Source organism: Paenibacillus sp. P36, assembly GCF_045866505.1.
Classification (GTDB): Bacteria; Bacillota; Bacilli; order Paenibacillales; family NBRC-103111; genus Paenibacillus_E; species Paenibacillus_E chondroitinus.
The window spans coordinates 6,135,406-6,150,502 of sequence record NZ_AP038372.1; the positions used below are offsets into that span (position 1 = coordinate 6,135,406).

General features: G+C 46.0%; 10 protein-coding genes. 4 read left to right on the forward strand and 6 right to left on the reverse strand.

The features are described from left to right. Positions 1-11: 11 nt before the first annotated feature. The 4 genes from ACKTT9_RS27385 to ACKTT9_RS27400 form a co-directional block, all read right to left on the reverse strand. Positions 12-821 (reverse strand): carbohydrate ABC transporter permease, encoded by an 810-nt coding sequence (locus ACKTT9_RS27385; protein ID WP_127455984.1) that lies wholly within the window; start codon positions 819-821, stop codon positions 12-14. A 39-nt stretch (positions 822-860) separates the two neighbouring features. Continuing rightward, positions 861-1,697 carry a carbohydrate ABC transporter permease gene (locus ACKTT9_RS27390; RefSeq protein ID WP_174806808.1) on the reverse strand — a complete coding sequence of 279 codons (837 nt, stop codon included), beginning with the start codon at positions 1,695-1,697 and terminating at the stop codon, positions 861-863. A gap of 167 nt (positions 1,698-1,864) precedes the next feature. Continuing rightward, complete coding sequence (locus ACKTT9_RS27395; RefSeq protein ID WP_407868400.1) at positions 1,865-2,965, reverse strand: alcohol dehydrogenase catalytic domain-containing protein; 1,101 nt, start codon at positions 2,963-2,965, stop codon at positions 1,865-1,867. Positions 2,966-3,338: 373 nt separating this feature from the next. After that, entirely contained in the window at positions 3,339-4,079 is a 741-nt protein-coding gene (locus ACKTT9_RS27400; protein WP_407873128.1) for an MgtC/SapB family protein, read from the reverse strand. Positions 4,080-4,409: 330 nt separating this feature from the next. Here ACKTT9_RS27400 and ACKTT9_RS27405 point away from each other — a divergent pair, with 330 nt between their 5' ends. After that, complete coding sequence (locus ACKTT9_RS27405; protein ID WP_407868401.1) at positions 4,410-5,894, forward strand: oligosaccharide flippase family protein; 1,485 nt, start codon at positions 4,410-4,412, stop codon at positions 5,892-5,894. Positions 5,895-6,142: 248 nt separating this feature from the next. On the opposite strand, the gene ACKTT9_RS27410 is transcribed toward ACKTT9_RS27405, so the two are convergent. Both ACKTT9_RS27410 and ACKTT9_RS27415 read right to left on the reverse strand, forming a co-directional pair. Continuing rightward, entirely contained in the window at positions 6,143-8,701 is a 2,559-nt protein-coding gene (locus ACKTT9_RS27410; protein WP_407868402.1) for an asparaginase domain-containing protein, read from the reverse strand. 21 nt (positions 8,702-8,722) lie between these two features. After that, the gene (locus ACKTT9_RS27415) at positions 8,723-9,892 is read right to left on the reverse strand and encodes an asparaginase (RefSeq protein ID WP_407868403.1); all 1,170 of its coding nucleotides are present in this window, start codon (positions 9,890-9,892) and stop codon (positions 8,723-8,725) included. A 437-nt stretch (positions 9,893-10,329) separates the two neighbouring features. On the opposite strand from ACKTT9_RS27415, the gene ACKTT9_RS27420 reads away from it, so the two are divergent. The 3 genes from ACKTT9_RS27420 to ACKTT9_RS27430 all read left to right on the forward strand — a co-directional run bounded on the left by ACKTT9_RS27420 (position 10,330) and on the right by ACKTT9_RS27430 (position 15,052). Continuing rightward, entirely contained in the window at positions 10,330-12,540 is a 2,211-nt protein-coding gene (locus ACKTT9_RS27420) for an amidase family protein (RefSeq protein ID WP_407868404.1), read from the forward strand. 31 nt (positions 12,541-12,571) lie between these two features. Further along, positions 12,572-14,233, forward strand: coding sequence for an S-layer homology domain-containing protein (locus ACKTT9_RS27425; protein WP_407868405.1), 1,662 nt, complete (start codon positions 12,572-12,574; stop codon positions 14,231-14,233). A 135-nt stretch (positions 14,234-14,368) separates the two neighbouring features. Continuing rightward, complete coding sequence (locus tag ACKTT9_RS27430) at positions 14,369-15,052, forward strand: MBL fold metallo-hydrolase (RefSeq protein WP_407868406.1); 684 nt, start codon at positions 14,369-14,371, stop codon at positions 15,050-15,052. Positions 15,053-15,097: the final 45 nt, after the last annotated feature.

Sequence of the window (15,097 nt, forward strand, 5' to 3'; positions counted from 1 at the left end):
ATTAATTCAGTTTATTTAATTCCTGAGTATACGAAAGCTTTAACAATGTATTTCGAGCAGAATGCATACACAATCAAAATGGGAATGACCAACACCACATTGGCCGCCATAAGAATATTCCAATTGTTCACGCCTTCCGTTTCCTTCAGCATCGAAATACCTATGGTAAGAGGCCGAACAGGTGTCGAATCGGTCATCACTAAAGGCCAGAAATAATCGTTCCAATGGCTGACAAAGCTGAAGAGGACAACCGTCGCCAAGGCAGGCATAGCCATTGGAGTCAGGATATTCCACATGATTCTGAACTCGCTCGCATTATCTATTCGGGCAGCCTCTATGATTTCTTCCGGAGTTTGCATAAAATATTGGCGCAGCAGGAAGATGCCGAATGCATTGGACATAAACGGAATAATTTGCGGCAGCAGCGACTTGATTAAGCCCCAATCCGCCAGCATCAAATAAACAGGAATGAAGGTAACCTGGCCGGGAATCATAAACGCCAACAGGACCATGCCGAACAGGATTCCTTTTCCATAAAAATTGTACTTAGCAAAAGCGTAAGCAGCTGGGATCATCACAATCACTTGCAGAACGATAACGGAAAGCGTCACGATGACGGAATTCCTTGTATAGGTTAAAAATGGCCCCGTACCCATAGCATCCGTGAAGTTTTTCCACTGCGGCATAGCTGGAACCATCGTTGGCGGGAACGTCATAATCTCATCATAAGACTGCAATGACGTCGATATCATCCACAGAAACGGGAATATAAAAACAAGTAGAAGCGCGATTTTGAAAATAAAGCTGACTGTTCGCTTCATGGCCAATTGTACTCTCCTTTTTCATCCTCTAGTTTGCCATTAAGAATAATGGACTTTTTTGGACAGTAATCGGAAGTACAGCACGGTCAACAGCCCGATTGCCGCCATCAGTACTACGCCCGTCGCTGAAGCATAACCGATATTCGTTGTACGGAATTCATAAATGTAGTAAACAAGCGTGTTGGTTGCTTTATTGGGACCGCCTCCCGTCATGATTCTCACCGTATCAAAAACTTTGAACGAACCGATGGTCATAATGATAAGGATAAAAAATAGCTGTGGCGAAATCATGGGAATCGTTATCGAGAACAGCACCCTAAATTTACTGGCATTATCAATAGCCGCTGCTTCAAGAATCTCTTTAGAAATCCCTCGGATGGCTGCGATGATAATTAGCGTATAATAGCCGATGCTGTGCCATACCGAAACGAGAATGACAGAAACCAAAGCCGTTCTGGAGCTTTGCAACCATTGGGACGGTGGTAAACCGAGCGCTTTCAACATGTAATTGAGATAACCGACACTCGGCTCCATCATCCAAAGCCATACGAGCGCAATCGATACGATTGAAATAATATGAGGTGTAAAAATACCGACTTGGATCAAGGAATTGAATTTGCTGTTGTTGCTTAGCCAAACGGCTATGATCAAGGATAATGCCAAGGTCAGAACAACAACTCCAATCGTGTACAAGCACGTATTCCATAGTGATTTGTAAAAGTCTTCTCTCGTGAAGATTTCAATAAAATTATCCAGACCAATGAACCTGCTCTTTGCCTTATTCAGCATGTTATATTTAAAGAAGCTTAAATAAATCAGGTATAGAATAGGGTAAATGACAAAAACAAGGATACCGGCCATAGCAGGCGCAATCATGACATACGGGCGAAACTTGCCCCAAAGTCTCTGTTTGTTCAAATGGATCCTCCTTCCATTGATATCAAAGATGTTGATGCTTATTAATGTTTATTTCTTTTGGTAAACGCTTTCTTTTTGCTTAGATAAGTTTACTTCAATTCATTATTTTTGTCATTACTGAAACATCACCATTTGAAATTTAGCAGAATCTTCTTCCACCCTCTGTTGGATTCAGCAAATTCCATAACATGTGCGAAATCTTCTGCGGATTGAATCTGTGTCCGTTCATCCGGAAGCAGCTTCCTTAAGGTTTTCTGGCATTGCAAATCTTTCATAGCCTCCAGCACAGGAATGAAATCATCAATAGAACTACGACTGCTTCCTCTCATCGTGATTCCTTTCTCAAGAACGTCCCTCGTATTAATGGGCACCCGCTCTTCCGTGACTCCCATCAGAATGAGATGTCCGCCTGGATTTAACACCTCAATGGCTTGATTGATCGCACTTTCTGAGAACTTACCACCCGTGCATTCCAACGCGACATCATACTTTTCACCTTTGGAGAAATCATAGTCCTGCACCAGTCTGCGGGTGGCAAATTCAAATTGTGCCAACTTCTCCGGGACAGCACCGAATACAGTGAGGCGATCTTGACTTACACCATAAACATGATGAAGCATGGCAGCTGCCAAATATCCGACCGGACCGTCTCCGAATACAACTACCTGTGCACTCTTAAGTGCATCGGCAACATGATGGAGTGCTTGATAGGAAACGGAGCTTAGCTCTGTCAGTACAGCAATTTCATCCGGCACTTCATCTGGAATCGGGATTGCACTTGCTGCCGGAAATACCAATCTGCTCTGAGCAATACCGTCGGTTCCGCTTCCCAAAAAACGCCCTCGTGTGCAATAATTTACGCCCTTGCCGCTTCTGCATGACTCACAACAGTTCATCGGATCTGTTCCATCCAACATATAACCTTGAATGTTCGGTACAATAACAACTCGTTGGCCCGTTTTGACTGCCGGTGTACCACTTGACTTTACGATACCAATGCCTTCATGAATAAGTGCCATAGGAAGCTTTTTTTCCAACACTTCTGCTCGCCGTTGACCACTAAAATAGCGTAAATCCGCATGACATACGCTGCCCAGGGTCGGTTCCACGACAACATCCCAATCATGCATTTGTTTTTCAAGAACCGTCTCAATTACCTCATGAGGCTTTACTAATCGATACGCACGCGATTGAATACGGTTCTGAACGAATTTTGCTTGTTCCATCTATGATTCCTCCCATTTCTGTCTAATGACCTCTGCGGTTGCAAACTACATTCATATAAATCTAATCAGACCCGCATATGCTGCTTCCGTTCTATGCCGAATTACAGCATAAACCCCTTCTTCTCCTTCCTGCTCATATTTCACTGCAATAAAATGTTCATTAATGCTCATTATTGCTTGTTTTGAGTATACTATCCGAATTTCACTTTCGTCAATACGAATTTTTCATAAATATTAGCAGATAATTTGCTCGATTATGTTTAATTACTATTAAACAAAACAAATAAGCATAGCCGCCTGGCTGCTACCATCCAAATAGGAAGAGCCACTGCTTCTATGCTTTCTTTACTACAATATGAATGACTGTACTCCCCTAAGAGTGCAAGGATTTAACTATATGTTCGCTACTGCTTCCACCAGAATGTTCATGCTGAGCACTTGGCTCAACGCCCAGAACGTCCGGAAGGGAGATAAGCGTTTTCAAAATATCCGTCAACGACTTATCGTTTTGTACTTTAATTGAAATGCCTAATGAAACTTCACCGTTGTAACCACTCACTTCAGCCCTTTCCATGCGCGGAATCATCTGCATAGTCCGAATGTGTATTTTGAGTTCAGTCAACTTATTGAATACAAGATTTAAACTTTCAGGATTACTCGATACACAGAGAATAAATTCTTTGTGTCTGCGTTTCCGCAGGAGGTACTTCTCCCAATGATTCAATACAAACAAACAAAACAAGACAAGAATGGCTGCCAAAATAGAGACATAATAAAACCCCGCCCCTACCGATAGCCCGATTGCGGCTACTACCCAAATCGAGGCCGCCGTAGTCAAACCGTAAACGGTCGCGCCCGTGCGCATTATAGCTCCCGCGCCAAGAAAACCAATTCCACTTATCACCTGTGCAGCCAAACGGGCAGGATCAACCCTGACGTTAGGTTCAATGATGAAATCATTAAACCCGTAAATAGACAACAGCATGATGGTTGTTGAACCGACACATACAAGAATATGGGTTCGCAGTCCAGCTGCATGATTGCTCCATTCCCTCTCCAGACCAATAAGCCCTCCGAGTACCACAGATAAAATCATGCGAAAAGTAAGCGACATATCGGAAATGTGCCAAATCGAATCATGTGATAACAATAGACGTCACCCCCTCATCTTTTGCTCGTTAATGAATGATAATGTTCATTAATATTAAAATAATGTTTATTAATGTTTATTACATAGTATTTCATGGATATAGGTGTGTCAAGATGAATAATTGGATTTTCCCACATATTTCTCTCACAGGAATTAACAACCCCACATAAGCAATGATTATCTTTATTTTTCTCCGTTTTCCTTCAAATCCTTGGTTTGTCATACACGAAGGTGTTTGATACGCTTTGGATATCATAAGCGTCCGACCTAATCCACGGAAAAGGGGAAGTCCCCATGCGAACACAGCGATTCAATTTATCCGATACACAACGTTTTTTACTTCGAAACGTGTCTATCATCGGTCTCGGACTTTTTATCAATCAAATGCTGCAAACCGTGGGCAGTATCGTACTCGCCCGGGAGTTAGGCGACCCGGATCGGTTTGGCGAGGTCAACCTGTTGTTGCAAATTTTCGGAATGATCGCCCTATTTCTCAATTTCGGCTTCAACTCTTCCTTAATCTATACATTTTCGCGCAAACCATTGGAAGCGGTTCAAACGAATTTACGTGTCGCTTTGACAGGGAGCATCCTTTTTAGCTTGATTGTCGGATTGCTGCTCTTAGCTCTAGCTCCACTTTTGGCGAACTACTACCATTTACCGGAGCTTCGAGGCGCATTGCTGCTGAGTTCGATTATGTTTATTTTCAACTCCATTCTAAACATCGGTGTCGCTTCCTTCTCTGGAAACCGCGATTTCGGTACGCAAGCCTTCTTTATGGTCATTACGACGGCACTTTCCACCACCGGCACCGTGCTTGGCGTACTTTTGCCGCGTGGCAGTATGAGCTTGTTGGAAAACATTTCACTTTGGATGGGCGTAGGAGCATTCCTGACTGCCTTTATTATTTGTATTAAAGTTGAACGTGTGCATAAACCCTTATGGTTCGGTCCTCTTCCGATTCAGGAGGTCAAAAACATGCTTTCGTACGGACTGCCAACCTGGGCTGGCAATATAGCAAAAGCTTTTCAACAGCCTTTTCTCGTCATGATGGTAGGTTCAAGCTCTGTATTAGCTGTAGGTTATTTGGCAAATGGTTTCCGAATTACCGGCTTTATTGGAATCATCACATGGGCGTTCATGATCGTCACCCTCCCCTTTGTCGCAGAGAAAGCACAGGATGCCCAGGAGAGCAAGAATCGCGGTACGAGTTGCATCCGCTACAATAACATTTTGCTTTATCCGTTGACCGCAATCATTTGTTTATATCCGAGTCAAATCAATGGATTTTTATTCGGTTCGGACTATTCGACAGGAGATTCCGCTACATACATTCGTCTAATGGCGCTAGGCGTCCTCTTTTCTTCTGTCGGCCGTTTAGGAGGCAGCATTATGGCAGGTATCGGCAAGACGAAATCCACCTTCTGGGTGATGATTGCCGCCGGAATTTTCGTTGTCATTTTAGTCCCTATGGTTGCCGCCAGCAGCCCTGTGCTTGCCGTTTGGATTTATACCGGAGGTTGGGCCGTGTCTGCTCTGACAATGATCGGATTTTATTATTATGAAAAGTTTACGCTTAACTGGTGGAAAGCCTACGGCGAGCCTCTGCTGCCAACGATTGCGATGCTGGTGATGATGGAGGCAGGACGATTCACAAAAAGCTGGCTTCCTCTCTTCATTGTCTTGGGTCTTCTTGCTCTCCTCGTTTTCACGATATGGATTGAGAGAACCCGCAAGCCGAGATCAAAGGCAGCTCAGCGTGCCGTTGTTGTGGAATGACATGAACTCCAGTTCCCTTAAGCTTTGCTTAAGGGAACTGGAGTTCGCTAATTGAAGAAGATCGAGCATTTCGCTCTCTGTGAGGAACTGCAGGGTCTTATTTCGCCTCCATCACCCGTTTTTCAGGCGAAATGGCCACATTAGCGGACCGTAGTTCCCCTCCCAGGCCGAAAGTCTACCTTTTCAGCAAAATAGAGGACCACAGTTCCCACCACCAGAAAAAAGACCACCCTAAGGTGGCCTTTTTTCTATTTCCGCTGCATCATTTTCATGAGCACCTTAACCGCTTCCGCCCGCGTAGCTGTATCCGCCGGCTCAAACTTATTACCGCTGCGTCCTTCGATAATGCCTAGCAGGCGAATACTCTCTACATGGCCTTTCGCCCATGCCGGGATCTCTTGGTCATCGGCAAAGCTAGTTACCGCTTGCGCCGCCGGCGTCGTACCCAAAGCTGCCGAAATCATGGCTGCCATTTCCACGCGGGAAATCAAGCCATCCGGCCGGAAAGTCTGATCCTCATAGCCGTGAATGATTCCCAAATCTACCGCTTGAGCAACAGCCGTTTCAGCCCACGCAGGGATCTGCCGCTGATCTGCGAACGCAGACGCCGCGCCCTTTTTGTCAACCTTCAACGCGTTCATCAGCATGACTGTAAACTCGGCCCTCGTAACCGAATTGTCCGGTTTGAACGTTCCGTCCGCATAGCCACTGACGATTTTCTGCGTTACAGCTTGCTTAATGTCCAGTTCCGCCCAGTGTCCAGCTATATCCGAGAAGGAAACTTCCGCACTTCCCGGACTCTTCGGTTTGTCCACTGCGAACACTGCAAACTTCGTAAAGTGATCTACTTCCACTGTTATTTTGTTATCCACGACGGTTCCGCCGATTTCAATCCATGACTTTTTCGTTTCATCGTAATAAAAAACAGATGGCTGCTGATCTTGTGCTAACTTGGCCGGATCGAACAAGAGTGAAATGCTTACTGGCTTGTTGAAGTTCTGCGTGAAATTTTTCAAAATTTCAAAAACAGAACTAAGCAGCTTACGACTATCGCTGACTAACCCATCTACATTTTGCAATGCCTCAGCTGTTAGATGAAGCTCTTGACTCGTTGCTCCCTCAGGTATGGTAATCCAAATGGCATCCTTCCAACTTACACTGCGCGTACCGCCTGCTGGAACCGTCACATCTAGCTTGACAGGCACAACAGGAGAAACTGAACCCGAGTTTGACGAACCTGTTGAATCTGACGAACTTCTTGGTGAGTTAGTCTGAATCGTCTTGCTAAGCCCAATACTCTCATTACCCGCAGCATCTATCGCTGTAACACTAAATGTATAGGTCGTACCTGCTGTTAAAGTACTGAGGTTGAAAGAATAATAGACACTTCCTGTAACTGAGGAGTAGACAGTATCAGTAACCGAAGCATACACGCCATTCGTCACTGAAGCGTAGACGTTTCCGACCACGGTGCCGCTTCCCGTCTCATAAATTCGGTATTGCTTCACGCCAATATCATCCGAAGCTTCCGGCCAACTGAGAGTCAGGCTATTTTGTCCAATATTCGTAACCTGAAGGGCGCTGCCCTGCGGCCATACGGGAGCCTCAATATCAGGCGCTTGTGTCTTGAGTTGAATGGCCTGCGTTCCGACAGTTCCAAACCAGTTCTTGATCGTATTAAAATCATTGGAAAAAGCCAAGGACAACAAAAGCATAATTCTGGCATGCTGCGGATTCAAACTGTCTCCAGCGATAATACCGTTCCCGCCGCCAGGGTACATCGTGCCCGAGCCCGTTCTTGTTGTGGTGACGAAAATAACACCTTGCTTGATGGCATTACTGCGCGCCGCGCTCATCTTCGACGAAATGCCGCCTGCGCCCGTACCGGCGGTCACGATCCCCCTCGCCCCCTCCGCGACAAATCCCTTAATCGCACCGGCTGAGCTATCTTGGTAGCCATATACGATTTCAACTGCCGGGAGTTTATCCTTCGTGATTTTCTTCAGATCGAAAGGGGTTGCCCAATCCGCTCGGCCTGCTTTGAACCGTTTCGCAGTGGTGCGATAAATACGAATGTTAGTCTCATCAATATAACCAAGCGCACCTAGAATCGGTGTTTCAAACGTATCCATGCGCTGTGCGTTCGTCTTGGTTACATCCCTTGCTGCTTGGATGATGTCGTTCAGCATAACCACGGTGCCGAACGATTTCGTTTTACCGCTGCCTGCAAGCTTAATGGCATTGTACAAATTCGCCGGACCATCTGTTCCGATGACGTCCCAGGGTCTCATGGCGCCAGTGACAACGACCGGCTTTTCACTTCTTACCGTGAGGTCAAGAAAATAAGCGATTTCCTCCATGGTATCCGTTCCGGTAGTAACGACCACACCATCATAAACTTCCAATGCTTGATCTACCGAAAGTGATAGGTCGTATAAATCCCCCATCGAATAACTGCCTGAACCTTTATTGCCAAATTGGTACGTGTTCACATTGGCAATTTTGTTTTTATTCGGCAATTGGTTTACAAGATCGGACATCAGGTAAGTACCTGCTTGATAAGTTTGAAAACTCGTTGCATCTCTTGCTTTACCCGCCAACGTTCCACCTGTTGCGATCACAACAACGTTAGGCAGCCCAGGGTCTCTGTTGTCGGATAGCGGAGGGATCGGAAAAGCCGATCCCGAAGGTTCCGCCGCACCTGCATGTGACGGATGGTTGAACAATGCAGCCAACAGGAGCATCAGAGACACGAAATAGAGCGGGATGAGGCTTCTTTTGAGATTCGGATGATCCATATCATTCATTAAACCTTACCTCCCGCTGAATTAGGATGCCTCTTCCACATCTTGCGTACCATAAGTGCCAAACCACCCTTTAATCACGTTAAAATCGCTGGAAAAAGCCAAAGAAAGCAAAAGCATAATTCGAGCATGCTGTGCGTTCAAGCTATCCCCGGCGATGATGCCGTTACTTGAACTAGGATACATAGTACCCGAACCTGTCCGTGTTGTCGTGACGAAAATAACACCTTGTTTAATCGCATTGCTGCGCGCTGCGCTCATCTTCGATGAAATGCCGCCCGCACCTGTTCCTGCCGTCACAATCCCTTTGACGCCATCGGCCACCAGACCGTTAATCGCGCCGCCTCCAGCATCCTGATAAGCATAAGCAATCTCTACGGCAGGGAGCTTGTCCTTCGTAATCGTCTTCAAGTCAAATGGCGTCGCCCAATCCGCTTCACCTGCTTTAAGCGCTCTAGCCGTAGCACGATAAATACTAATATTCGTCTCATCGATATAACCAAGTGCGCCGAGGATAGGCGTTTCAAAGGTATCCATACGGTGAGCGTTCGTTTTGGTCACTTCTCTCGCTGCCTGAATGGTGTCATTCAGCATAAGGACAGTACCAAATGATTTCGTTTTTCCACTGCCTGCAAGCTTAATGGCGTTGTACAGGTTCGCTGGACCGTCAGTTCCGATAACATCCCAAGGTCTCATAGCCCCAGTAACAACAACCGGCTTTTCACTTCTAACTGTGAGGTCAAGAAAATACGCGATTTCTTCCATCGTGTCCGTCCCGGAAGTCACAACAACGCCATCATAGACTTCCAAAGCTTGATCCACGGCAAGTGATAGATCGTACAAGTCGCCTATGGAATAACTGCCTGACCCTTTATTTCCAAATTGATAGGTGTTCACATTAGCGATTTTATCTTTATTCGGCAATTGGTTTACCAAGTCCGACATCAGATACGTTCCTGCTTGATAAGTTTGAAAACTCGTTGCATCTGTTGCTTTACCTGCAAGCGTACCGCCGGTTGCGATCACGATAACGTTAGGCAGCTGGGGATTTCTGCTGTCGGATAGCGGAGGAATCGCCGCAGCCGCACTCGCAGAGGTCGGATTCATAAATACCAACATCATACTAAAGAGAGCCAAAACAAGGAACGGGATGAGGACCTTTTTGCTGAGTTTACTTTCATGAATAAATGTCACGTAAGAAAACCTCCATGTTAGGTATTTTTTTGATTTAAACGCTTAAACATATCCCAATCGTATTTAATGTTATATTTTTTATCAAATACATAACACAACCATAAAAGCGCATACATATTATATTTTCGTTATTTTACGAGATAATTCGCTAGTTTATCTATGTTTTTAGCTTTACAACTCTATAAATTTTAAAATATTTGCATGCGCTTTCTTGGAAGAATCTACCTTGTTGATTAACAAATGATGTAATAGAATGATGTCCATAAGTGAAAATAAACAAAACGAGGTGATATTATCTGACATAACATTCACTTTATTATTCCTCTCAAGTTATTGGTCTCAGGTTAATTCATCATTTTCATCATTTCTATCAACCTAGCATTTTCTTTGAATTATCCACGTTCGATAAATTCGTAATTGTTATTGGAGGCGTCTTCATGAAATCCTTATTATCCAGAAGCTCTATTTCAAAGATTCTTTCCACGGCCCTTATTGCAGCTACGCTGCCTATAGGAGCACTGAGTGCTGCCGCAGAAACTTCTATCTCCAGCGTCGATTCACCGAACAATTCATCGACAGTAACAGAGAGTGTTTATCAAACAGCTCCTAATGTTGTCGTTTTGCCACCAGGTTCGGAATCCGTCCTTCTGACTGGGCCTTCAACGACAATCAGCGGAGCGTTATTCGATGTTGATGTCGCGTTAACCGGTGTTACCGGGAAAGTAACCGCCCAGAAGTTTATGATCGAGTTTAATCCCGCGCGAGTTGATTTCATCGATGTACAAGCCGTAGACAGTTCAACTACCATCGTTGGTCAGAATGCAGAACTAGGTAAGGCAACAGTCGTCGCAGCCAGCATTAGCGAGTCAGCCATTAATAACAAAACATTGATTCGCCTTAAATTCAAAGCAAAAGCAAATGGCGGCGTACAGGATATTAAGGTGAGCGCTGAGCTTGGCCTTGCAGATACAGGCGTAATCCAAGCAACGCGTTTTGGCAGCCTCAGCTTGCAAACGAACCAAGTTACCGGAGACTTAAACGGCAATGGCGCACTTGATATCGGCGATTTAGCATGGCTTGCCCCTTATTACGGTATTACATCTACTCACGCTTCATGGTCCTCGGTGGCTGGTGCCGATTTCAACCAAAACGGATCAATCGATCTGACCGATTTAGGCCTATTAGGCAAAAAGGTATTGTATGATACAAAGCAATTTGAACTAATGGAAGCATCGGTGATGGATATTCAAAATGCGATGAATGCCGGTAAACTGACAGCCGTCCAGCTTGTCACGAAATATTTGGCGCGTATCGATACATATGATCAAAAAGGTCCTGAAATCAAGGCCATTCTTAACGTCAATCCGAAGGCACTCGAAGAAGCAGCAGCTCTAGACAAGGAGCGCAGCGAGAAAGGGCCTAGAGGGCCACTTCACGGAATTCCCGTTATTGTGAAGGACAACTTCAATACAATTGGCATGCCAACAACAGCCGGATGTATTTGTCTAAAAGCAAACAACACCTCGACCGATGCGTATATGATTAAAAAGCTGAAGAATGCAGGCGCAATTATACTCGCAAAATCTAATCTCCACGAATTCGCCTTCGGAACGACAACACTCAGTTCGCTTGGCGGACAGACCAAAAACCCGTATGATCTGACCACGAATCCCGGCGGATCAAGCGGCGGTACCGGTGCGGCTCTTGCGGCAAACTTCGGCACGATCGGCCTCGGAACAGATACAGGCGGCTCTATTCGAATTCCATCCTCGCGCAACGCACTCGTAGGCATTCGCCCTACAATCGGGTTGACGAGCCGTGAAGGCATTATTCCTCTCGCCCATTCTCAAGATGTCGGCGGTCCAATGGCTCGGTCTGTAGCCGATGCTGCGATTGCACTTGATGTTGTAAGCGGATATGACCCGAACGACCTGGTCACCGCTCTATCAACCGGCAATATTCCGAAGAGCTATACCGATTATTTGGATAAGGACGGTTTAAAGGGTGCAAGAATCGGCGTTATACGTTCACTGTCAACAGGCAACGACGCCGCATTCAATGCGGCAATCGACAAGATGAAACAGCTTGGAGCAACCGTTATCGATGTAACCATCCCGAACCAATCCAAAATCCTCGGCTACGCCAGCTTGAGCGGCACGGAATTCAAATTTGATTTAAATGATTACTTGGCTACACTCGGTGCGAATGCTCCCTACAAGACATTGACGGAAATCATTGCTTCCAACGATATTTTACAGAGTCAAAAAAGCTCGATGATTCAGCGCGATAACGTGACGACCCTGGAAACGTTGAACTACTATAAAGATCTTTGGGAGCGCACGAAACTCACACAACAATCGCTAACTCAAGTACTGGGCGAAAATACGTTAGATGCCGTTATGTATGCAACTACATCAGGGAATGCGAACCGGTTAAGTGCATATTCAGGCTTCCCAGCCATCAGCTTTCCTGCAGGCTACAACAACCAAGTTCCATTTGGAATTGAACTCCTGGGCAGAGAGTACGATGAAGGAACTTTGATCAAACTTGCGTACTCCTTCGAACAGGCGACCCACATTCGTACGATGCCGGCGTCCACCCCTGCCCTAACAACCGAGGAGGAGTCCAAGCTCGTATTAACACCGTAAGCAATTTTCAATGAAAGGTCGGGACCTAGATATGGCACGTATGCTGCTTGGGTTATCTTTATCCTTATGTTTAGCTGTTGGACTTTGGCTTCCGCAGGTTGCGGCAGCCGTTGTCGATCCTGTGTTCTCTGTAACAACTTCAACAAATTCTATGTTACAAAATCAATCGGTAACGGTGGACATCCAGGGCGACTCCTTAGATGATCTTTTCGCCTATGAGATTAACCTGTATTATGACGATTCCATCCTTCAGCCGGATACTACGCAAAAATTTACCGACCTGAACGGCTTCGCACTTCCAATCAAGATTGTGCAGGAAGGCGGTACACACGCGCAGCTCGTCTATACGAAAACAGGATCATTAACCGGTCTGAGCGGCTCTGTCAAACTCGGTACCTTAACTTTCAGGGCAGTAGGTACCGGTACTGTAGATCTAACGCTAAAACAAGTCAAAATCAGCACCAGTTCTCTCAAGGAAGAGAAGCTGCTTACGCCGAATGCCAAGGCGACCATCCTGGTAGATAGCCGAGAAAGACCAACATTAGGAAGCTATCCAACACCAACTGTCTCAACACCCGCAGAACCGAATGTTGTTTCCGTGAAACCTGAACAACTACAGACCAGTGGAGCAGAGAAGATTGCTATCGCTCTGCCAACAAATGCTCAGCAGATTCTTTTACCTTCTAACACGGCCGAATTGTTAGGCGATAAGAATCTTGAAATTCAAGCGGAGAAGCTCAAACTGGAATTGCCAGCGAAAGTGTTCACCCAGCTGATCAATCTTGTCAATGAGCAGGAACGCTCCGACAGCAAAATCACGTTAGCCATCGAACCGCTTACCGAATCGGCCGTTGGCGAGGACGTGTTGAATCAAGCTAAGAATCAACTAGGAGCGAGCGTGAAGCTAGGCAGTATGATCTACAGCATTAAGCTTTATGTAACGACAAAAGCAGGTCAAACCTTGAGCCTTACCAGTTTCGAACAACCTGTTCAAATTCAATTCAAACTCGATTCTGCTGTAAATCCGAAACTGAGCAGCGTGTATTACATCTCCGATAATGGAGGGCTGGAGCGCGTAGGAGGAACTTACCTAAGTGGTGAATTAAGTACTGACATCTCTCATTTCAGCAAATACACCGTTCTGGAAGTAGCTAAATCTTTCGCCGATGTCCCTCCCTCTCACTGGGCGGCGGATGTCATTCAAGAACTGGCCGCTAAACTTATTATTAGCGGTACAAGCGAACAAACCTTCGAACCCGAGAGCAAGGTCACACGCGCACAATTTACGTCACTTATGGCAAGAGCCTTGAATTTGAAGATGACCAATTCATCAACTTCATTCAAGGACGTGCAATCATCTGACTGGTTCGCCCATGAGGTTGCGGCTGCCGTGCAAGCTGGCATTGTAAATGGCAGAGAAACCGATAATTTCGAGCCTAACGCTCTGGTCTCGCGCGAAGAAATGACAGCCATACTGATGCGGTCGTACAAGTTTCAGCACGGTAAAACCGATCCGGCAGCAGCGCCCTCTTTCTCGGACGAAGCCGCCATCGGAGAATGGGCCTTGGCTGATGTAAAAGCAGCAGCAGCTCTAGGTTTGGTACAAGGCCGCTCCGAAGGCGAATTCGAGCCTCAAGGCTTTGCAACGCGAGCTGAAGCAGCGCAGGTATTGTACCGTTTGTTATCGAAATAAACAAAACGAACAGGGAGGGGACGCCTAGTCCCCTCCTTCGCTTGCTCTCTTTTATCCCTCTACGCAGAACTTGTTTTTCTACAGCAATAGAGGAATAATAAGAGAGTATACAATCTTAATTAGGCGGTGTTCGAATTGGTTCAATTGGGCTCAGGCATTACAACTATTCAGCTAAGCGTAGCAAACAACAGCAACTCCTTCATCCCTACTATCCTATGGGACGATCAAGACGTCATTCTCTTTGATACAGGCATTCCCGGCCAACTAGAGCTGATTCGTGCCGCGTTCCAGGAATTGTCCATTCCTTTCGAGAAGTTGACCAAAATTATCATTACCCATCAAGACATGGATCATATCGGCAGCCTTCCGGCGCTTGTGGAAGCTCTCGGAGACCAGGTTCAAGTGCTGGCTCACGAAACAGCCGTACCTTATCTAGCCGGGGAGATCCCGCTCGTGAAGAGCAAAAAGCTCGCTCCACCCGTCAAGGTCGACGTAGCGCTGAAAGACGGCGATATTTTACCGTTTGTTGGCGGCATTCGTGTCGTCTATACGCCAGGTCACACGCCGGACCATACCTCCTATTATCATATCCCGAGCAAGACCCTGATCGCCGGCGATGCTTTAACAGCGAAGGATGGCGTTCTGCAATCCTATAACCCGACCTATACACCGGATCAGGAAACAGCACTTGCATCCATTGCGAAACTCCAAGAGCTGGACCTTAACGCAATCATCGCATTCCATGGCGGTGTTTGCACCGATAATCTGCAGGAGCGTTTGCAGGAAATCGTCACGGCCGGTCCCGTCGTGAACAACTAATCATCGTCTATTGCAAGTAAAAAGAACCTCCATTTCCACTAGTAT